The organism is Pseudomonas sp. Ma2-10 (assembly GCF_054330215.1).
Map to the genome: position 1 here is coordinate 291,393 of NZ_JBTEYL010000001.1, position 20,671 is coordinate 312,063.

Annotated in this window: 20 protein-coding genes and 1 pseudogene; 9 read left to right on the forward strand and 12 right to left on the reverse strand. The window is 59.0% G+C overall.

The annotated features are described in order from the left end of the window. The first annotated feature begins 60 nt into the window (after window positions 1-60). The 5 genes from ACXPVS_RS01230 to ACXPVS_RS01250 all read left to right on the forward strand — a co-directional run bounded on the left by ACXPVS_RS01230 (window position 61) and on the right by ACXPVS_RS01250 (window position 4,648). Window positions 61-1,275: an MFS transporter gene (locus ACXPVS_RS01230; protein ID WP_458508287.1), complete on the forward strand. Its 1,215-nt coding sequence runs from the start codon at window positions 61-63 to the stop codon at window positions 1,273-1,275. Window positions 1,276-1,431: 156 nt separating this feature from the next. Then, window positions 1,432-2,394 carry an AurF N-oxygenase family protein gene (locus tag ACXPVS_RS01235; protein WP_458508288.1) on the forward strand — a complete coding sequence of 321 codons (963 nt, stop codon included), beginning with the start codon at window positions 1,432-1,434 and terminating at the stop codon, window positions 2,392-2,394. Continuing rightward, window positions 2,391-3,452, forward strand: coding sequence for a 2Fe-2S iron-sulfur cluster-binding protein (locus ACXPVS_RS01240; protein ID WP_458508289.1), 1,062 nt, complete (start codon window positions 2,391-2,393; stop codon window positions 3,450-3,452). Before ACXPVS_RS01235 ends, ACXPVS_RS01240 begins: the two co-directional genes overlap by 4 nt. 37 nt (window positions 3,453-3,489) lie before the next feature. Beyond that, window positions 3,490-4,200, forward strand: coding sequence for a glutamine amidotransferase (locus tag ACXPVS_RS01245; RefSeq protein WP_458508290.1), 711 nt, complete (start codon window positions 3,490-3,492; stop codon window positions 4,198-4,200). Between the two features lie 79 nt (window positions 4,201-4,279). After that, window positions 4,280-4,648, forward strand: coding sequence for an antibiotic biosynthesis monooxygenase family protein (locus ACXPVS_RS01250; protein ID WP_458508291.1), 369 nt, complete (start codon window positions 4,280-4,282; stop codon window positions 4,646-4,648). Between the two features lie 167 nt (window positions 4,649-4,815). On the opposite strand, the gene ACXPVS_RS01255 is transcribed toward ACXPVS_RS01250, so the two are convergent. Then, window positions 4,816-6,012, reverse strand: a complete 1,197-nt coding sequence (locus tag ACXPVS_RS01255; RefSeq protein ID WP_458508292.1) for an acetylornithine/succinylornithine family transaminase — start codon at window positions 6,010-6,012, stop codon at window positions 4,816-4,818. A 102-nt stretch (window positions 6,013-6,114) separates the two neighbouring features. On the opposite strand from ACXPVS_RS01255, the gene ACXPVS_RS01260 reads away from it, so the two are divergent. After that, a complete protein-coding gene (locus ACXPVS_RS01260; RefSeq protein ID WP_458508293.1) occupies window positions 6,115-7,020 on the forward strand; it encodes a LysR family transcriptional regulator in 906 nt (301 codons plus the stop codon). A 65-nt stretch (window positions 7,021-7,085) separates the two neighbouring features. On the opposite strand, the gene msrA is transcribed toward ACXPVS_RS01260, so the two are convergent. The 3 genes and pseudogenes from msrA to msrB form a co-directional block, all read right to left on the reverse strand. Continuing rightward, window positions 7,086-7,793 (reverse strand): peptide-methionine (S)-S-oxide reductase MsrA, encoded by a 708-nt coding sequence (msrA, locus tag ACXPVS_RS01265; RefSeq protein WP_458508294.1) that lies wholly within the window; start codon window positions 7,791-7,793, stop codon window positions 7,086-7,088. A 31-nt stretch (window positions 7,794-7,824) separates the two neighbouring features. Continuing rightward, window positions 7,825-9,515 (reverse strand): annotated as a pseudogene (locus tag ACXPVS_RS01270) (cytochrome c biogenesis protein DipZ). A 42-nt stretch (window positions 9,516-9,557) separates the two neighbouring features. Continuing rightward, entirely contained in the window at window positions 9,558-10,076 is a 519-nt protein-coding gene (msrB, locus tag ACXPVS_RS01275; RefSeq protein WP_458508295.1) for a peptide-methionine (R)-S-oxide reductase MsrB, read from the reverse strand. A 151-nt stretch (window positions 10,077-10,227) separates the two neighbouring features. On the opposite strand from msrB, the gene ACXPVS_RS01280 reads away from it, so the two are divergent. The 3 genes from ACXPVS_RS01280 to ACXPVS_RS01290 all read left to right on the forward strand — a co-directional run bounded on the left by ACXPVS_RS01280 (window position 10,228) and on the right by ACXPVS_RS01290 (window position 13,408). Further along, window positions 10,228-10,944 carry a response regulator transcription factor gene (locus tag ACXPVS_RS01280; protein WP_458508296.1) on the forward strand — a complete coding sequence of 239 codons (717 nt, stop codon included), beginning with the start codon at window positions 10,228-10,230 and terminating at the stop codon, window positions 10,942-10,944. Further along, window positions 10,941-12,458: a HAMP domain-containing sensor histidine kinase gene (locus ACXPVS_RS01285; protein ID WP_458508297.1), complete on the forward strand. Its 1,518-nt coding sequence runs from the start codon at window positions 10,941-10,943 to the stop codon at window positions 12,456-12,458. The genes ACXPVS_RS01280 and ACXPVS_RS01285 overlap by 4 nt, the downstream gene beginning before the upstream one ends. Before the next feature lie 245 nt (window positions 12,459-12,703). After that, the gene (locus tag ACXPVS_RS01290; protein ID WP_458508298.1) at window positions 12,704-13,408 is read left to right on the forward strand and encodes a hypothetical protein; all 705 of its coding nucleotides are present in this window, start codon (window positions 12,704-12,706) and stop codon (window positions 13,406-13,408) included. A 74-nt stretch (window positions 13,409-13,482) separates the two neighbouring features. On the opposite strand, the gene ACXPVS_RS01295 is transcribed toward ACXPVS_RS01290, so the two are convergent. From ACXPVS_RS01295 to ACXPVS_RS01330, 8 genes are all read right to left on the reverse strand, one after another. Continuing rightward, window positions 13,483-13,977, reverse strand: a complete 495-nt coding sequence (locus ACXPVS_RS01295) for a RidA family protein (RefSeq protein WP_458508299.1) — start codon at window positions 13,975-13,977, stop codon at window positions 13,483-13,485. 86 nt (window positions 13,978-14,063) lie between these two features. Beyond that, entirely contained in the window at window positions 14,064-14,294 is a 231-nt protein-coding gene (locus ACXPVS_RS01300) for a DUF3077 domain-containing protein (protein ID WP_458508300.1), read from the reverse strand. Between the two features lie 194 nt (window positions 14,295-14,488). Then, a complete protein-coding gene (gene cyoE / locus ACXPVS_RS01305; RefSeq protein WP_458508301.1) occupies window positions 14,489-15,376 on the reverse strand; it encodes a heme o synthase in 888 nt (295 codons plus the stop codon). Window positions 15,377-15,387: 11 nt separating this feature from the next. Next, window positions 15,388-15,726 carry a cytochrome o ubiquinol oxidase subunit IV gene (cyoD, locus tag ACXPVS_RS01310; protein ID WP_458508302.1) on the reverse strand — a complete coding sequence of 113 codons (339 nt, stop codon included), beginning with the start codon at window positions 15,724-15,726 and terminating at the stop codon, window positions 15,388-15,390. Next, window positions 15,727-16,353 carry a cytochrome o ubiquinol oxidase subunit III gene (locus ACXPVS_RS01315; RefSeq protein WP_008147627.1) on the reverse strand — a complete coding sequence of 209 codons (627 nt, stop codon included), beginning with the start codon at window positions 16,351-16,353 and terminating at the stop codon, window positions 15,727-15,729. A 3-nt stretch (window positions 16,354-16,356) separates the two neighbouring features. Beyond that, entirely contained in the window at window positions 16,357-18,387 is a 2,031-nt protein-coding gene (cyoB, locus tag ACXPVS_RS01320; RefSeq protein ID WP_458508303.1) for a cytochrome o ubiquinol oxidase subunit I, read from the reverse strand. A 3-nt stretch (window positions 18,388-18,390) separates the two neighbouring features. Then, window positions 18,391-19,335 (reverse strand): ubiquinol oxidase subunit II, encoded by a 945-nt coding sequence (cyoA, locus tag ACXPVS_RS01325; RefSeq protein WP_458508304.1) that lies wholly within the window; start codon window positions 19,333-19,335, stop codon window positions 18,391-18,393. Window positions 19,336-20,151: 816 nt separating this feature from the next. Beyond that, window positions 20,152-20,661: a disulfide bond formation protein B gene (locus ACXPVS_RS01330; RefSeq protein ID WP_458508305.1), complete on the reverse strand. Its 510-nt coding sequence runs from the start codon at window positions 20,659-20,661 to the stop codon at window positions 20,152-20,154. Window positions 20,662-20,671: the final 10 nt, after the last annotated feature.

The following is a 20,671-nucleotide window of genomic DNA, read 5'->3' on the forward strand; positions in this document are numbered from 1 at the left end:
AGACCATCGCCTCATTAAGCTCTGTGCCGGTTTTGCCATGCTCATCACATAGGTTTCGCCATGACGATTCGTATCGGGTTGTTGCCTCAGGTCGCTGCAGCGCACTTTGTCAGTCATTTGCACATCATGGTGCTGGCGGCGCTATTCCCCCTGCTTCCGGCTTTTTTCAACGTGGATTATGTCGAGCTAGGCCTGGCGTTGAGCCTGTTCAATATCGTCACGGCGCTGGTACAGGCGCCCATGGGGTTTGCCGTTGACCGCCACGGTGCCAGGCGCTTGCTGTTGGTCGCACTAGCGCTGGGCAGCAGCAGTTTCCTGCTGATTGCACTCCTGCCCGGCTACACCTGTTTGTTGATCGGCATGGTGCTGGCCGGTGTCGCCAACGCCATTTATCACCCGGCCGACTACGCCCTGCTGTCCCGACACATTGACCCCGCCCACATCGGAAAGGCGTTCTCCGTGCATACCTTTGCCGGTTTCCTTGGCGCGGCCGTAGCCCCTGTGTTTTTGCTGGGTATCGCGGTGGCGAGCAACCCGGCCATGGCCTTCGCAGCGGCGGCACTGGTGGGGTTTGTCGCGCTGGCGCTGTTGTTGATCTCAGGCTCCGCACTGGCAGGGGTCAGTCGCGTGTATCCCGCCGCCGACCCGACACCCATCGGCGCCAGTCGCCTGTCACTGCTCTCGCCTATGGTGCTCAGCCTGACCCTGTTGTTCGTGCTGCTGAACCTGAGCACCGGCGCGATTGAGAAGTTCTCGGTCGCCGCCCTGATGCAAGGCCAGGGAGTGGCCTTGACCTGGGCCAACTCGGCGTTGACCGCCTTCCTCTTTGCCAGCGCCTTCGGCGTGCTGGCAGGGGGAGCCTTGGCCGACCGGACCCGCCGCCATGGCTTAGTGGCAGCCAGCGCGTTTGCCTTGGCCAGCGTGCTGATGCTGCTGGTCGCCACGGCACGCCTGAGCGAGCCGGCGCTGCTGGTTGTGCTGGGGGCTGCGGGCTTCCTGACCGGGGTGATCGCACCGTCCCGCGACATGCTGGTACGTGCGGCGGCCCCAAAGGGCGCCGAAGGAAAAACCTTCGGCATCGTCTCTACCGGTTTCAACATCGGTGGCGCCATCGGCCCCGTCGGGTTCGGCTGGCTGCTCGACCAAGGCCACCCCGACGCAATTTTCTGGGCCAGCGCCGCCTTCATGGGACTGACCGTTGTACTGACCCTGATGCAGGAGCGCTCCATGGCCAAGGCTCGAAAAATGACGGCACTGCAAGTGGCATTCAAGTGAGCTGGGTCAATAGCCCCAGTGTGTTTTTGCCGCAGACTTGAAGGGCATCGTCCCGCATTTATTGCGCTTCACCCCCCGCTTTTGCGGACCCGTTATTTTTGCAAGGACTGCACGGTAAACCCGAACACCAATCGTCGATTTCCTTGGAGTTAAAACATGGAACGTTTGAATTGTGGTACCGATGACGCGGTAAAAAATATGCTGGCCAAACTCTCCACGCTCTGGAAAACCCGCGCCGCCGTCAACAACCCGCAACCGAACTACTGGGGCCTCGCCTTTGATGCCGACAAGCACGACTTCAGTCTGTCGCTGCTGCCATTTCGTCATCACCAGGCCTGGCTCGAAGCCCCCCAGGACCTGCAATCCAAATGCCTGTCCTACGCGTGGGGCATCTACAACCTCAAGACCATCTACATCGAATGCAATGTGGTCGTGCCTGCCTGCGAGGACATCATCAAGACCCCGCCGCCGAGCAACAACCGCGCCCTGCTGCAGGACGTGATGTCTCAGGCACTGCTCGACGAAGCCCTGCACACGCGCATGTCCATCATGGCCTGCAACTATATCTATGACATGCGCAAGCTCGCCCCGCTGGACTTCAGCGCCTTCAACCTGGTGACCTGGCGCGAGGCCCTCCTGGCCGACTGCACCGCCGAATGGGAGCGACGCCTGACCCGCTTCGGCGTCGCGTGTGCCAGCGAAACGCTGATCACCGACTACCTCAAGACCATGGCCGAGGACGCCAGCATTCAGGCGGTGTGCCATGAGGTCACGCGCACCCACGCTATGGACGAGTGGAGCCATTCCAGCGTCTTCAGCTTCGTCGCTTCCGACATCGTCAATGGCCTGAGCCGCAAGGAGCGCGAGTACCTGCGCTCGATCATCCTGCGCACGGTGCAGATGTTCGCCAATAACGAAATGGGCGCATGGGCCACCGTGTTTTCGATGCTGGATTTCCCCCATGCCGGCGAGATCCTGCATGACGTGGGCGACAACAACGAAATCAGCGTCTACACCGACTCGCTCGAAGCCCTGATAGACCGGATCGGCTTGACCGGCAACGGCCTCAGCAGTGCCGAGCATGCCCTTGAAACCTTAGGCGAGAAGGCCCGCGCATGAACGCTATGACGTCCCTCCAGGCCCTGTGCGAACACGTGACCATTGAAGCGGCCAACGTAAAAGTCTTCACCCTGCGCGCAGTGGACGCAACCGCCGAATTCCTCGACAGCCTGGAAGCAGGAAAACACGTAGCCCTGCACGCCGCAGACATGGCGGGCACCCATCATCAGCGGCTGTATTCGATCACGCGCAAGCGCGGCACCGACCGATTCGACATTGCGGTCAAGCGCGAGGGTCATGGCGGGGTTTCGGACCAGTTGCACGCTACGCTGCAAGCCGGTTCGACCACCTCGGTGCAGTTTGTAGCGGGTGATATTTCGCTGGCGTCGGTTCTGGGTTGCCGACAGGTCGGCATGCTCGCCGGCGGCATCGGCATCACCTTGCCGATTGCGTTACTGCGCGGCCTGGTCGAGCGCGCGCGACGCGGACTGGCGGTGCCCGATGTGAGTCTGCTGCTGTGTGTGCCGACCATCGCCGAGATTGCGTTTCTACATGAGTTGCTGGAGCTTGAGCTGACCACATCGTGGTTCTCCTTGCAGGTGTTCGTCACCCGCGAAGCGGTCAACAACAACGGGCACTTCAGCGCCGGTCGTCCCCAAGCCCAGGACCTGAGCCGGCTGGGTAACCCCGAGAGCGTAGTGATCTGCGGCAGCCATGGCTTCGCCCAGGGCATGCGCGAACACACGCAAGCCATGTTCCCCGCCAGCCGCTTGCTGATCGAGTCATTCACGCCACCGGCCGCGCCGGTCACCGCCGCACAGACCGAGGCTCAGACCGACACAACGCTGCGCCTGTACTTGAACCACAACGATCAGGTGCTGGAGCCACCCGCCGGCAAGAATTTGCTGGAAATGCTCGAAACCAGCGGTATTGCGGTGCGCAGCCTTTGCCGCGCCGGCATCTGCGGTCACTGCCGGCTGAAGGTGTCGCAGGGTCACTACACCCTTGAGCCCGACTTTTGCCTGACGGACAAGGACAAGGACGAAGGCTACGTCCTCGCCTGCTGCACCTTCCCGCAATCCGGGACGATCAAGGTCGACCTCACCATCACGGCATGAACCGTTACCGTCCTTTCTTCAACAACTGGGTTTTTCCATGAAAACTGCCATTGCACTGCGCCACATTCACTTCGAAGACGTTGGCACCCTGGATGCCATTCTGGCCGAAGAAGGCTATTCGCTGATTTACCTGGACCCCACGGTCGATGCCATCTACAGCGAGCAGGTGTTGCAGGCCGACTTGCTGATCGTACTCGGCGGCCCTATCGGGGCCCATGACGAGCATCTGTATCCGTTTTTGCAAGACGAACTGAAGCTGGTGCGCCAGCGCGTTGCGTCCGGTAATCCCCTGCTGGGCATCTGCCTCGGTGCGCAATTGATCGCCCGGGCCATGCACGCCAACGTCTACCCGATGGGTGTCAAGGAGATCGGTTTTTCACCGCTGACCCTGACCGCGACCGGTCAGGAATCGCCGCTCGCCGCGCTGATGGACACCCCCGTGCTGCACTGGCACGGCGACCAGTTCGATGTGCCGGAGGGCGCTGCGCTGCTGGCCAGTACCCCGATGGGGGCTCATCAGGCGTTCGCCGTGGGCAACACGATTCTCGGCCTGCAATTTCACCTCGAAGCCGACACTGCCAACATCGAGCAATGGCTGGTTGGCCATGCCAGCGAACTGGCACAAACCGGAATCGATCCTGTTGCGTTGCGCAGCGAGGCCATTAACCTCGGCGACCGCCTGACCCGCGCCGCGGGCCACGTCATGCGGGCCTGGCTGAACAATCTGAGCACCCCGATAAAACACTAAAAGCGGTCGGGCAACCGCCCACCGCATTTGCACCGTGTAACACCACCTGAAAAATACCGTCAAGGATGAGGAATCAAAAATGATCGTCGTATTGTTTGAGTTACAGGCACTGCCGGGCCAGGGCGAGACCTATGTTGATCTGGTCAACAAGCTGACCCCGCTGCTTGAACCCATGGACGGGTTTATCTCCGTCGAGTGCTTTCAAAGCACGCTGAACCCCAAGAAGGTGATGTCGGTCACCACCTGGCGCGATGAGGAAGCCGTGGTGCAGTGGCGCAACGTGACAGCCCACCTGTCGGCCCAGCGCGCCGGGCGCGACAAAATCTTCGATGATTATCGCGTGCGCGTGACATCGGTGATTCGTGATTACGGCCTGCGTGATCGCGAACAAGCACCGTACAACGTAGTGGTCGACGGCGAACCCGCCACGGTTGGCGCGGTGATATAACGCCGTATTCTCGTCAACTGCACAGGGGCGAGAGATTTATTGTCGGTGGTTGTGGTGAGCGGGCTCACCACAACCCGCTCTTCGACATCAGTAATCCCGGAACGCCGCCACCCAGAGAAATGCGTCGCCATCGACAACCAGCTCCCCCCTTCGCGCCGCTTCATTCATCAGATGCACGCGCGCCGAATGACAGCCGCACTCACCGCCCGGCAAACCCCTCTGACAATCATCTCCACTTCCCCCTCATCAATCGTCAGCGGCGGCAGCAAGCGAATGGTCTTGCCCCGTGTCACGTTGATCAGCAAGCCGTGATCCCGTGCGGCGATCAGGGTCAAGTCACGAATCGGTTGTTTGAGTTCGATGCCAATCATTAAACCCCGGCCGCGGATCTCCAGGATGTTCGGGTCGTCCGCCAATTCAATGCGCAATCTGGTCAGCAGACGCTCGCCCTGATGTTTGGCGTTGTCCAGCAGCCCTTGTTCTTCGATGATCTCCAGCACGGTGCATCCGACCCGGCAGGCCAGGGGATTGCCGCCGAACGTGCTGCCGTGACTGCCAGGGGTGAAGAGGTTGGCGGCTTTACCCCGGGCCAGGCAGGCGCCGATGGGAATGCCGTTGCCCAGGCCTTTGGCCAGGGTCATGACGTCCGGAACGATGTCTTCGTGCTGAGAGGCGAACCATTGGCCAGTGCGACCGATGCCGGTCTGGATTTCGTCGAGCATCATCAGCCACGAGCGCCGAGTGCAGAGTTCGCGAATGGCTTTCAGGTAACCGGGCGGGGCCATCTGGACACCGCTTTCACCCTGAACCGGCTCCATCAGGATCGCCACGATGCGCGGGCCATGGGCTTGCTGCACCTTATCCAGCGCCTTGAGGTCGCCGAATGGGACTTTGACGAAATCCCCCGGCAACTCGCTGAAGCCCAGGCGCACGGCCGGGCCATCGCTGGCGGACAAGGTGCCCAGCGTGCGACCGTGAAAGGCGTTTTCCATGACCACCACCAGCGGTTGTTCTATGCCTTTTTTCCAGCCATACAACCGAGCGAGTTTCAGCGCGGTCTCGTTGGCTTCGGCACCCGAGTTGTTGAAGAAGGCGCGCTCCATGCCCGCTAATTGCGTCAGTTTCTGCGCCAGCCGCTGTTGCCAGTCGATGCTGTAGAGGTTGGAAGTGTGCAACAGCAACCCGGCCTGTTCGCTGATGGCCGAGACGATTCTCGGATGGCAGTGACCGACGTTGGTCACTCCCACGCCCGCCACCGCGTCCAGGTACTCACGACCGGCCTGATCCCACAGGCGCGTACCCAGGCCCTTGCTGAAACTCAAGGCCAAGGGTTGGTAAGTGGTCATCAGGCAGGCGGCGGTCATGACATCAAGCTCCATCAATGGTCGGTGTTTTTGCAGTATGGTTAGCCACCTGATCTGGATAAACGCTGCAATACTTCAATCATTTTAAAGCCAGGCTTGATAATGGATTTGTTCCAGGCAATGACCGTTTACGTCAAAGTGGTGGAAACCGGCAGCATGACCGCCGCCGCGCTGCAGTGCGAAATGTCCACCACCATGGTCGGCAATCACCTGCGGGCGCTGGAGCAACGCCTGGGTGTGCGCCTGCTCAACCGTACGACGCGACGCCAGCGGTTAACGGAATTCGGCACCGCTTATTATCAGCGTTGCCTCGAAGTGCTGGGGCTGGTGGCCGATTCCGAACGACTGGCCGAGCAGGCCCTCGACGAACCGAGCGGCACCTTGCGCATCACCGCGCCGCTGACGTTCGGCACCGAAAAACTGGCACCCGCCCTGAGTGAATTCACCCTGTTGTGTCCAAGCGTAAAATTGGATGTGGTCCTCACCAATCGTCGTCCGGACCTCCTCGAAAACGGTTTCGACGTGGCGTTTCGCCTGGGAAATACCGTGGAGACCCACTTGATCGCCCGCCCACTCCTCGACTACAGCCTGACCATGTGTGCATCACCGGAGTACCTGGTGCGCAAAGGCACACCAGAGAAACCTGATGATCTGCAACACCACGACTGTCTGTCCTTTGCCTATCCGGCCGGGGATGACTGGCAGTCGGTGGAAAAACATTGGCGCCTGAACGGTCCCGAGGGCGAAATGGCAGTCGCGGTCAATGGACCGATGTTGATCAACAGTTCGGCAGGACTGCATCAAGCGGCGCGAACCGGTATGGGCATCGTGGTGTTGCCTGCTGCGTTGATGGAGCAAGATCTCAAGGACGGAAAACTGGTGGCAGTGATGCACAATTACTTGCCGCCGAGCCGACCGATGAACCTGATGTATGCCCAGGATCGCTACCGTTTGCCAAAACTGCGTAGTTTCGTCGACTTTGCCTTGCAGAGATGGGGCAAGCACTAGCCCACCGAATACCCCATGCACTCATCTCCTCGACAGGCGGGTCACTTGGGTATCGTACGAGATGCTCAGTTACCCGCCTTCACCAAAACCGGTTCCCCTTGATACCGATCCGGGTACAGCTGCTTCAACTGTGTGACCTTCGGCAGATCGTTGATCACGATATACGGATAGGTCGGGTGCTCGGTCAGAAAGTCCTGATGCTCCTCCTCGGCCGGGTAGAAACCGTTGTAGGTCTCCAACTGGGTGACAATGGGTTTGTTGAACGAATGGGCGGCATCGAGTTGGGCGATGTAGGCTTGAGCGACACGTTGCTGTTCACTGTTTTCCGGGAAAAGCGCCGAGCGATACTGAGTGCCACGGTCAGGTCCCTGACGGTTGAGTTCGGTAGGGTTGTGAGCCACCGAGAAGTAGATTTGCAGCAAGGTGCCGTAGCTGACCTGACGGGGGTCGAAGGTAACTTCGACGGATTCCGCATGACCGGTATCGCCACCGCTGACCCGATCGTACTGAGCAGTGTTGGCTGCACCGCCGGCGTAACCGGAGACTGCGTTCTTCACCCCTTTGACATGCTGGAACACGCCTTGGACACCCCAGAAGCACCCGCCGGCAAAAACAGCCCTTTCGCTGTCAGCCTGGGTGCTTTCGTCGAAGGTGGGTGGCGGAATGATGACCGCGTCTTGCGCCGCACCGGAAGAGAACGCCAGACATTGGCCGATGACGCCGGCAGCGGCCAGGCCCAACAAGGTGCGACGCCAGGTAAATAGGGTTTTCATGAGGCTGATTCCTGAATAAATAGAATGATGATCAACCGAAGGTAAACGCATACGCCGACACTCCGGGATCGAGAGATACGATGCTGAAGGTGCGATCCGTCACGCCGCCCGTTTGGCGCACCAATTGGTACAAGCGTTGTTCAGTCACGTTGCCACTGCCGTCGGTCGCCACGTCAGTGCCGGGGGCATCGCCGGGGGGTTTCCGTCAACCAACATGTTGAAGCGCACCGGTTTACCGTCAGCGCCAGGCACCAGATGCAGATCGCGGGCATGGAAGCGGTAGACGGTGCGACTGGCCGGGGCGCTATAGGCCGACACCTTGTCCGGCACCAGGCTGGTTTCAGGCACCAAATGCTCGGCACGCTGGTAGCCGACATAGGGTTGCGGTGATTGCACTTCGTTCATGTCCGGGGTCAGTTGAACACCCTCGGTGCTGGTATTGATCAGTCCGTCCGCGACCTTCGCGGCACCTGCTTCGCGCAGCAGTTGCTGGATCACCCGTTCCGATTCGGCGTACGCGCCCTCACCAAAATGGTGATAACGGATGCGACCTTGAGCGTCGGCAAAATAGTGGGCCGGCCAGTATTGGTTGTTGAAAGCTCGCCAGACCTTGAAGTCATTATCCATGGCCACCGGGTAGTTGATGCCTAGGTTCTTCATGGCTTTAGTGACATTGCCTACGTCTCGCTCGAACGCAAACTCGGGCGCATGCACGCCAATCACCACCAATCCCTGATCGCGGTACTTCTCGGCCCAAGCCTTCACATAGGGCAGTGCGCGCAGACAGTTGACGCAGGAGTAAGTCCAGAAATCCACTAGCACGACTTTGCCTTTCAAGGCCTGCGCTGTGAGGGGGGGCGAGTTGAGCCATTGCACCGCACCATCCAGCGATGGCAGGTTGCCTTCAATTGGCAGTGTAGCCGGCGCTTTGTCAGCCGCTTTCATTGCACTTCCCGAGGCTGGAATCTGCGCCATTACCGCCCCGCTAACGTACGGTGTTTTTTCGGTCAGCTGCCCCACCAAAGCCTGCTCGATACCGCCGGTGGACGCCGTCGAAATCCGCGCCAGAACACCGGTGTCCAGCCCCAGGGCGATCGCTGCGATACCGGCCAGCATTGCAGCGCCCAGACCTCGACGCAGCCACTCGCCAGCGCCGAAGGAACGCTTCATCGCCGCGAGAACTTTACCTCCCAGCAGCAGCGCCACCGCGAGGGAGGTTGCGGCACCCGCGGCGTAGGCCAGCAACAACAAGGTGGTTGCGATGCTTGCCCCTTGCAGCGCTGCTCCGGTCAGCAACAGCCCCAGAATCGGCCCGGCGCACGGAGCCCAGAGCAGACCTGTGGCGACGCCGATCAGAAACGAAGCGCCGGGACGCGGCCGTGCATCGGCACCCGCGGCTTGCGACAACCGGCTGCCCGCTGCCACCAACGGCCGGGTCAGACGCTCGGCCAATCGAGGCAGCAACAGCGTCAGCCCGAACAGTGCAACGAACAGCAATGCGAGCCAACGACCGTACTGATTGACTTGCACCACCCAACCGCCGCCCACCGCCGCTAACGAGGCAACGAGCGCAAAGGTCAGCGCCATTCCCGCCAATAGCGGCAACCCGCTCTTCACAAACGGCTGCCCGGTGCGAGCGAAGACAAAAGGCAGCACCGGCAGGATGCACGGGCTGACAATCGTCAGCACACCACCGAGGTAAGCGAGGACCAGAAGCCACATAATGTCGACCTGCAAAAATTAGTGAACGGGAGTACCCATGGATCAAGCCGCCTGCGGCTCGAAAGTCATCGCCAGGCCGTTCATGCAGTAGCGCAAGCCGGTGGGTTTGGGCCCATCCTCGAAGACATGGCCCAGATGACCGCCACAACGCCGACAGTGGACCTCTTCGCGCAGTACCCCGAAGGAGCGGTCCTGACGAGTGGCCACAGCCTTGTCCAGCGGCGCCCAGAAGCTCGGCCAACCGGTGCGGCTGTCGAACTTGGTCGTGGAGGAAAACAGCGGCAGATCGCAACCGGCACAGGCAAACGTACCGTCACGGTGTTCGTTGTTCAGCGGGCTGCTGTAGGCCCGTTCGGTGCCCTCTTCGCGCAGGATTTCGTACTGCTCGGCGCTGAGCATGGCGCGCCATTCGCTGTCGCTGTGGCTCACCTCGAACATCTCCGCCGCACCGGCATTACTGATCAGTGCAGAACGCGCGGAAAATTTTGGCAATACACCGATGACCAAGGCTGCAGCGCCTAGCCCGCCGCCTGCTATGAGAAACTGTCGCCGTGAAAACATGGTCGTCTCCAAAAATTCCAGGTGCCTGTCATGGAACACAGCCTAGGCTTGGGTTGATCGCCAAATCCTCACGAGAAGTTAAACAATTCGTGATAACTCAGGCCCCGTAAAACCTGCACAATGCGCTCATTGCGCCGAAGGATTGAGCTTGATGGAACAGACCAAACGCGTCCTCGTGGTTGAGGACGACCTGCATATCGCCGACCTTATCTGCCTGCATCTACGCGATGAGCAGTTCGAGGTGGTGCACTGCGCCGACGGCGATGAGGGCATGCGATTGCTGCAGCAAGGAAGCTGGGACGCACTGATCCTCGACCTGATGCTGCCCGGCGTCGATGGCCTGGAAATCTGCCGCCGCGCCCGCGCCATGGCCCGCTACACACCGATCATCATTACCAGTGCGCGCTCAAGCGAAGTGCACCGGATTCTCGGGCTCGAACTCGGCGCCGATGATTACCTGGCCAAACCCTTTTCGATGCTCGAGCTGGTGGCCCGAGTCAAAGCGCTGTTGCGACGGGTCGACGCCATGGCCCGCAACCTGAAAATGGACGCCGGCAGCCTGATCACGGACGGCCTCGCCATCGACCCGATCACTCGCGATGTGTCCCTTGACGGTCGCCGCCTCGACCTCACGCCACGGGAATTCGACCTGTTGTATTTCTTCGTCCGTCAGCCCGGCAAAGTGTTCTCACGCATGGACCTGCTCAACGCAGTCTGGGGCTACAGCCATGAAGGCTACGAGCACACCGTGAACACTCACATCAACCGCCTGCGGGCAAAAATCGAGGCCGATCCGGCGCAACCCGCGCGCATCCTCACGGTATGGGGACGAGGCTACAAATTCGCGGTCAGGGAGGAGCAGCCGTGAGACTGACCCTGACTCAGCGCCTGTCTCTGGTGTTCGCCGTGTTGCTGCTGGTGTGCTGCGGCACGTCGGCCTGGTTGCAGGTGCGGTCCAACCAGATACATGAGCTGGAAGTGGTGCAAGGGTTGTCGCGGGATCTGGCCCGACACATTGCCCATGACACCGTGCTGATGGACACCAAAGGCCTGATGCCCGACGCCGTGCGCGACCTGTTCAGCCAACTGATGCTGGTCAATCCCAGTGTCGAGGTCTACCTGCTCGACCCCGAGGGCCGGATTGTCGGCAGTGCTGCGCCCGAGGGTCGGATACGCCGGGAGCAGGTCGATCTGGCGCCGATCCAGCGTCTGCTCAAGGGCGATGCCCTGCCAGTTCTCGGCGACGATCCGCGCAGCGTCGATGGCCGCAAAGTATTCAGCGCCGCACCATTGCAGGTCAACGGAAAACCGGTGGGCTATCTCTATGTGGTGCTGCTCAGCGAAGCGCACGACCGCTTCGCCGAACGCGGCGCCACCAGCGCCGCCCTGAGTGCCGCGCTGTTGTCCATCGGGCTGGTGGCGTTGCTGTGCCTGATTGCCGGCCTCACGGCATTCGCCCTCATCACCCGACCTTTGCGCCATTTGACCGAAACCGTCAGCCGGTTCGACATTGATGGCGCTCCGGTAACACCTCCTGCATCCGTCCCGGTGGAAAAAGCCGCCAGTCACGATGAAATTGCCATACTCGACGCCACCTTCCGGCAGATGCAGGCGCGCCTCGGCGAGCAATGGCGTTCGTTGACCCGCCAGGATCAGGAACGCCGCGAACTGGTGGCAAACATCTCCCACGACCTGCGCACACCTCTCGCCTCGCTGCACGGCTACCTGGAAACCTTGTCGCTCAAGGACGCCACGTTGTCACCCGCCGAGCGCCGCCGTTACCTGGGCATCGCGCTGGATCAAAGCCGCAAGGTGGGTGGTCTGGCGCAATCGCTGCTGGAACTGGTGCGGCTGGAACATGGTTTCGTGCAACCGGTGCTGGAGCGTTTCTCGCTGACCGATCTGGTACAGGACATTTTCCAGAAGTTCGAACTGACGGCCGAGGCGCGTCAGGTCGAACTGAAGGCCACCTTCGCACCCAATGTTTCGGCGGCCTGCGCCGACCTTGGGTTGATCGAGCGGGTGCTCACCAACCTGTTCGACAACGCCCTGCGCCACACGCCTCAAGGGGGAGAAATCGAGCTCAGCCTGCGCCCTCAAGGACCTTTCATTGAGGTCACCGTCAGCGACACCGGCCCCGGCATCACTGCCGAACTGCGCGAAGGTCTGTTCCTGCGCCCGTTCAACATTGGCGGCGCACGGCGTGACGGTGGACTGGGATTGCGGATCGTGCACCGGATCCTGCAATTGCACGGCCACCAAATCCAGCTGATTGATGTTCCCGGCCGCGGCGCGACCTTCCGCTTTCCGTTGGCGGTGGATCAGCAAACGGCTGAGAACTTGGCGGTTCGGTCGATGAATCTGAATTCGCTGGGGAAATAGTCGACTGCCTGGGCCAAAGCAACGGCTAATATTGCGGCACTCATTTCGGCAGGTTTATCGACTACTGCTGACACTTCAGGCAAAACGCCCCCGATAGCCGCCAGTTAAAAGCCGCTGTGCCAAAAATGATGACCAGCCGCCTGTTCATCCGTGACAACGCCGCCTCGGTCCAATAGATTAGGCGGCCTGAAAAGGCCCAGCGCTTTCTCGCCTCAACCCAAGTTAAAAGAAGTAGTGAAATTTCAATGTCCGATTCCAATACCGCTGAATCCGTAGTCACCTTGTCGTCCAAAGCGGAATACGAAAACTCCATCAATCTTTCACATCACCTGCCCCAGGCCAAGACCATCAGCGAGATGGTCCTGGACGCTTTCCAGTCCACCCGCGAAAGTGACCAGATCCGCGAACTGCGTGCCGCGATTCGCCAGGCTCACGACAGCTTCGACGACGATAAAGCCTACGAGCTGATGGGTGAACTCAAGCAGCTCAAGGACGCCGAGGCCTCCGACATTGCAGCCTTGGAAGACTTGAGCAGCAAATTCCCGATCAGCCGGATTCTTTCCAGTTTCAAGGACGATCCGGCATTTCAGGAGTTGGTCTATGGCCTCGCACTGAAAGTGCTGAACCAGACCCACCAGGCCATCAGCAACCCAAGCAGTGGCAAAAGCAAAGCGGCTCGCGCCAAGAAAGATGTCGAAGTGTTCACCATCAGTAAAGACGGCATCAGCGTCACGTTGCCGCTGCGCACCCCGCGTTCGAGACTGAACGTTGACCGTGAAGCACTCGAGTTCCTGGGCTTCACCTTCGTCGGTGAAGGCGAAGAAGCGGAGCTGCAAAGCGAGACGTTCCTGGACAATGCCGGGGCCGAACAAGCGGTTAACCGCAAGAACATCATCACCGCGCTTCAGCAGCAAACCGCGTTCGATGGCTACAGCATCGCCGCGCAGTAACACCCGCCATCGATGACCGAAAAGGCCCGCACTGAGATTCAGCGCGGGCCTTTCTATTGCCTACAAATTCATCGTTAGAGCGTTGATGGCCGTATCGCAACGATCATGTCAACTTCAATGGCTGCGTCTTTCGGCAGTTGATAAACGCCGATCGTGGTTCGTGTATGTTTACCGGCATCACCCAGTACATGACTGAAAACGTCCGACGCACCGTTGGCCACTTCGCTCAAGTCGACAAAATCCGCGGTGGACTTTATGTAAACCGTGACGCGCAATAGCAACTTGATCTTGTCCAGCGAACCGATAGCATCAACAATCAATGCCAGACCGCGCAACGCACTGATGCTGGCAGCGCTCTGTGCATCCGCCAGCGTCAGATCCAGGCCTACCCTGCCCGGATACTGAACTTCACCATTCATCAGCGGCACCAGACCGCTGATATAAAGCTCATCGTGATGCCGCACCAACAGCGAGTAATGCCCGCCAGCCGTATTCTCACCGTAGATGTCGTAGCCGAGCTCTTTTGCCAGCGCGATGAATCGCTCATCGCAGGTCATGTGTTCAGTCATCTCTGCTCCTCTATCAAAAATTGGATCCATTTTTTGACAGGTTAGCCCAAAGATCTCGCCTCGGGAGATGTGCGGGGCTTTTTTGTTCAAGCGCGGTTGCTACCCGGTGCGTCGAGCACTTTCACCACATCATCGATGATCGCTTTGCTCATCTCCTGCAAAAAATGCGACGCCCAGGCATAGCGGTCGGTATCGCGAACCATCGCGGCGTCTGATGCAAGGAGTTTCGCGACGTGGAGCAGATCAGAGGCGCGGGAGAGGGCTTGAATCACCGGGACGCCGGCGTTGATGCGCCTGCTGGTCAAACCCGGCGACACGGTACGGCTCGACGATCCGTGTTACTTCACCATGCACACCAATCTGGCCTTGCATGGTGTCAGGGTCATCACCCCCCCCACGGGAGCGACGGCATACGCCCCCACTTGATCGTTCCCATGTTCCGCGTGGTAGCGATCAATAAAAAGCCCCGCGCTTCTCTCGAAGGCGGGGCTTTTTGTACAGCATCCGGATCTTAAGGCGCGTACGTCAGCAACAGCTCACTTGGCACTTTAAAGTCCAGCGACATCATCACGCTCAACGCGGTAATGGTGAAGATCGAGAACACGAACAACTTACGTGCCCAGACCGTGTCATCCACTGCCTTGTAACCCGTCCAGGCCATGTACAACCAGTACATGCCCATGGCCGCGGCGACGGCGAGGTAGCTCATGCCGGCGTAGCCGCTGAAGGTCAGCATCAAGGTCGCCACGAGGAACGCCAGGATGTAGAGCAGGATGTGCTTCTTCGCCACTGCAATCCCGCGCTTCACTGGTAGCACCGGAATCGATGCGGCCAGGTAATCGTTGAAGCGGAAAATCGCGATGGCGTAGGAATGCGGCATCTGCCACAGGCTGAACATCACCAGCAACGTCAGTGCGGCCATGTCGAAGCTATTCGTCACAGCGACGTAGCCAATCACCGGCGGCATGGCGCCCGACAGACTGCCCACGAGCGTGCCGTGAACCGACTTGCGCTTGAGGTACAGGCTGTAGAAACCGACGTAGATGACAAAGCCGATCACCGCGAACAACGCGGCCAACGGGTTGGCCACTTTGTACAACAGAGCAACGCCGAAAACACCCAGGACGGTCGCAAAAGTCAGGGCCAGTTTCAGGGAGATCAAGCCCTGGACCAGCGCCCGGTTTTTGGTGCGTTCCATCTTCAGGTCGATGTCGCGGTCGATGCAGTTGTTGAACACGCAACCGGAAGCCACCACCAGCGACGTGCCGATCATGGCGGCCAGAAAAATGGCCAGATCGACATGCCCTTTCGAGGCCAGGAAAAATCCGCCCGCCACAGAAAGCACGTTACCGAAAATGATCCCCGGTTTGGTGATTTGGATAAAGTGCTTAAAGGACATCCGGACTTTCCTCAGTGCGCCATCATGTTGGAGTGGATACTGAACATGATCCACAGCGACAGGCCTACCAACAGAACGATTACCAGTGCAGCGAAAACAAGCGCGATCACGTTGTTACGCTGGGCAGCGGAGCGGTCCAGATGGAGGAAGTACACCAGGTGCACGAGTACCTGGATCACTGCGAAGGCCAGTACGATCCACAGGGTCAGGGCTTTCGGCAGCGATGGGTACATCACCAGGCCGAAAGGAATGACCGTGAGGATCACCGACAGAATGAAGCCGATCGCGTAGGACTTGACGCTGCCGTGGCTGGCGTCGTGGCCATTGTGGGAATGAGCTGCGTTAGCCATTTACATAGTCCCCATCAGATAAACAACCGTGAATACGCAGATCCACACCACGTCCAGGAAGTGCCAGAACAGGCTCAGGCAGCTCAGACGGGTCTTGTTGGTCGCCGTCAGGCCGTTTTTCTGCACCTGATACATCATGATCGCCATCCAGATCAGGCCGCTGGTCACGTGCAGACCGTGGGTGCCGACCAGGGTGAAGAACCCGGACAGGAAGCCGCTGCGGCTAGGACCGAAGCCCTCGGAGATCAGCATGTGGAACTCGTTGATCTCCATGCCGATGAAGCCGGCGCCGAACAGGAAGGTCATGCCCAGCCAGCCCAGCACCTGGTTCTTCTTGCCCTTGAACAACGCCAGCATGGCGAAGCCGTAGGTGATCGAACTGAACAGCAGCAGAGCGGTTTCGCCCAGTACGTACGGCAGTTCGAAGATGTCGTGGCCCGACGGGCCACCCGCTACGTTGTTAACCAGTACCGCGTACGCCGCGAAGATCGACGCAAACAGAATGCAGTCGGTCATCAGGTAGAGCCAGAAACCGAATACGGTCATCTCGCCCGAGTCGTGGTGATGGTCGTCGTGCCCATGGTCCGTGCCATGGGCGTGTCCAGCAGTGGTCACTAAGTTCGACATGGTTTAAGCCTGTTCCAACGAGGTTTCAACACGGGTGGCGGAGGCTGGAACTTTTCCGGCCGCTACCAGACGCTTGTGCTGCTCGGCTTCGATGCGCTCGATCACGTCGACCGGCACCATATAGCCCTGATCATCGCGGGCAGCGTGGATCACGAAGTAGCCCACGGTGCCAACCAGGCCAACGATGGCCAACCACCAGATGTGCCAGATCATCGCGAAACCGAACACGGTCAACAGAGCACCCATGACCACACCGGTCGCGGTGTTGTTTGGCATGTGGATCGGTTCGTAACGGGCCGGAGCCATGTACGCGGTACCGTTTTCCTTGGCTTCGGTGAACGGATCGATGGTTTCCGCTTTTGGCAGCACGGCAAAGTTGTAGAACGGCGGTGGCGACGAGGTCGACCATTCCAGCGTGTGGGCATTCCACGGGTCACCGTGTTCGCACATGTTTTCCGGCTTGTTGCGATCACGCACGCTGACGTAAAGCTGAATCAACTGGCAGGCGATACCGACCGCAATCATCACCGCGCCGAACATGGCGACGTACAGGTACGGCACCCACTCAGGGTTGGTGGTGGCATTCAGACGACGGGTCATGCCCATGAAGCCCAGTGCATAGAGCGGCATGAACGCGACGAAGAAGCCCGAAATCCAGAACCAGAACGCTGCCTTGCCCCAACCTTCGTGCAGCTTGAAGCCGAACGCTTTCGGGAAGTAGAAGCCGAAGCCTGCGATGTAGCCGAATACCGCACCGCCGATGATCACGTTGTGGAAGTGAGCGATCACGAACAGGCTGTTGTGCAGGACAAAGTCCGCACCCGGAATGGCCAGCAGTACGCCGGTCATGCCGCCGATGGCGAAAGTCACCATGAAGCCCAGGGTCCACAGAACCTGGCTGGTGAAACGCAGACGCCCTTGGTAAATGGTGAACAGCCAGTTGAATAGCTTCACCCCCGTGGGGATCGAAATCAGCATCGTCGCCAGACCGAAGAAGGCGTTGACGCTGGCACCCGAACCCATGGTGAAGAAGTGGTGCAGCCAGACCATGAAGCCCAGGATCGAGATCGCACCCGATGCGTAGACCATCGAGTGGTGGCCGAACAGACGCTTGCCGGTGAAGGTCGAGATGACTTCGGAGAAGATCCCGAACGCCGGCAGAATCAGGATGTAAACCTCGGGGTGGCCCCAAGCCCAGAACAGGTTGACGTACATCATTGGATTGCCACCAAGTTCATTGGTGAAAATGTGGAAATCCATGTAACGGTCAAGCGTCAGCAGTGCCAGGGTAGCGGTCAGGATCGGGAACGAGGCCACGATCAGGACGTTGGCCCAGGTGCAAGTCCAGGTGAAGATCGGCATGTCCATCATCTTCATGCCCGGGGTACGCATTTTCAGCACGGTGGCCAGGAAGTTGACCCCCGTGAGCGTCGTACCCAACCCGGATAGCTGTAGCGCCCATATGTAGTAATCCATCCCCACGCCCGGGCTGTATTGCAGGCCCGACAGTGGCGGATACGCAACCCAACCGGTCTTGGCGAACTCGCCGACGCCCAGGGACAGGTTGATCAGCACCACGCCAGACACCAGCAGCCAGAAGCTCAGGGAGTTCAGGAACGGGAAGGCCACGTCACGCGCGCCGATCTGCAGCGGCACTGCAAGGTTCATCAGGCCGGTGAAGAATGGCATCGCCATGAAGATGATCATGATCACACCGTGAGCGGTGAAGATCTGGTCATAGTGTTCAGGCGGCAGGTAGCCAGGCGAACCCTCGGTGGACATGGCCAACTGGGTACGCATCATCATGGCGTCGGCAAAACCGCGCAGCAGCATGACCATGGCAACAATGATGTACATCACGCCGATTTTCTTGTGGTCGACCGAGGTCAGCCACTCGGACCATAAGTAGGTCCACTTCTTGAAATAGGTGATTGCAGCGAACAGCGCCAGACCACCGAGCGCGATCATGGCGATGGTTATCATCACGATCGGTTCGTGGAACGGGACCGCTTCCCAACTTAATTTACCAAACATCGTTTACTCCTCTGCCCCGGCAGCTGAATGCGAACTCATGTCCATCCCTTCCATGGCGGCCATTTCGTGCTCTTTCTTCTCGTGGTGCATCGGCTTGCCCGGATTCATGCCTTCGTACTTGTCGACGATGATCTGGAACAGGTTCGGCGTGACCGAGGAGTAGAGTTCGACTGGGTTGTTCTGGCTTGCCTTGGAAAGGGCTTCGTATTCAGCTTTTTCAAGCTGTTTAGGTGCCTTTTTGACTTCGCTGACCCAGGCGTCGAAATCTTCCTGAGAGGTGGCGATAGCTTTGAACTTCATACCGGTGAAACCAGCGCCGCTGTAGTTGGCGGAGATACCGTCCATTTCAGCGTTCTGATTGGCGATCAGGTGCAGTTTGGTCTGCATGCCGGCCATCGCGTAGATCTGGCCGCCCAGGGCCGGGATGAAGAACGAGTTCATCACGGAGTCCGAAGTCACCTTGAAGTTGATCGGCGTGTGCGCCGGGAACACGATCTTGTTGACGGTGGCGATGCCTTGTTCCGGGTAGATGAACATCCACTTCCAGTCCAGCGCGACCACTTCGATGGTGATCGGCTTGACGTCGGATTCCAGCGGCTTGTAAGGATCCAACGCGTGGGTCGATTTGTAGGTGACATAACCCAGAGCAATGATGATCAGCACTGGAACGGCCCACACCGCGATTTCAATCTTGGTGGAGTGCGACCATTTCGGGGTGTAGACAGCGTTGGTGTTGGACGCGCGGTATTTCCAGGCGAACAGGAAGGTCATGACGATGACTGGAACCACGACCAACAGCATCAGCAGCGTTGCGGTGATGATCAGGTTTCGCTCGTCCAGGCCGACCTGGCCCTTGGGGTCGAGCAAGGTCATGTTGCAGCCTGACAGCAGCAACGTGCCGATCAGCGGCAATAAGCCTAGTAGTCTGGGGTACCTGTTTTTACTCATCTCACGACCTCTAAAGCAGCTTGCGCAATGCAGTTGGGTTTTGATCGCCAACACTTCACCCTGCCAAGGGTTGGCATTTTTCTTGGATTGAATAAGTGGCTGCCCGTCGCGCGTCAGACGCTGCTCGACAAATCCTGGGCTAGCGTTGAGTTCTTATTCGAATTCGTGGTCAAAGGCCTTGTTACAGACCAATTCCATTTGGTGCGGATAATTGGAAGGCACCGACATCTGGGAGTCGCATGAAGCCAAAGAGCCTCTCGACGCCCTATTCCTGCTCAGGGATGAGCAGTGTCGGTAATTCAGTGCGGGCGATTGTAGATATGTAACGTTTTATAAACCATGTCTCATCCCGAAATAATTTTTATCCATTCCAGCAACAATCATTAACGATATTTGCAAAAGCGCGCCATGGTATCGAAATTCATTCTCAACAAAAACAGCAAAAACTGTAGGTCTACCTCAGGCAGTTCAGACAGTACCGAAGGCTCTGCGCCCTCCTTCGGCCCTGCCAAAGTCCCCATGTGACAAGGGCTTCCGGCAATTCGCCCGGACCTGTTAAAACTGCATGTTCCGGATTTTTGAGGCTGAAGTTGCCAGACGCTGAAACAGGTCAATTTTGTTGTGTAGCCATAGACCAATTCGGCGACTTGAAATGCTTTGCGACACTCCTACTGTGACAACGTGTCGCATACGTGCCTCACCCATACTTGTCGCGCATCAAGGTTATTTTCCCTGCGCCCTGAAACGCAAAACGCCCCGGCCCTCTCAACGAGGGCCGGGGCGTTTTTGGGTGTGCCAGCGATGCGGCGGATGATTTCAGCGCAGGGCTTTACGATTACGCGACGTGAGCAGCGGCACCAGCACCACGACCAGCACAAAGGCTATCAGCGCCCATTGTGCAAGCGACAGACCCAGGATAGGCGGGTACGGCGTGGAGCAGAAGCCGTCGACCTGGAAGCCCAGCGGGAAGATCTTCGCCAGTGGCAAACCGTCGACTATCGGTTGCAGTACATCGATGCCACAGCTGACCGCCGGATAGAACTGGGTATAGACGTGATGCCCGGCCACCCCGATGCCTGCAATGGCGCAGATCACCACCAGGGTTTCAAATACCGTGATGCTGCGGCGGGTGCGCATGGCCGCGCCGATGAACGCGAAGAACGCGATCAGCAGCAACGCATAACGTTGCAGGATGCACAGCGGGCATGGCGCCTCGCCCAGAACAATTTGCATATACAGCGCACCACCGATAAGCCCCAGGCAAATGATGCCCAGCATCACCAGATAGCGCCGTTCACGGCCCAACCGCATCGTTTCCTCGCTCATTGCGTTTCCC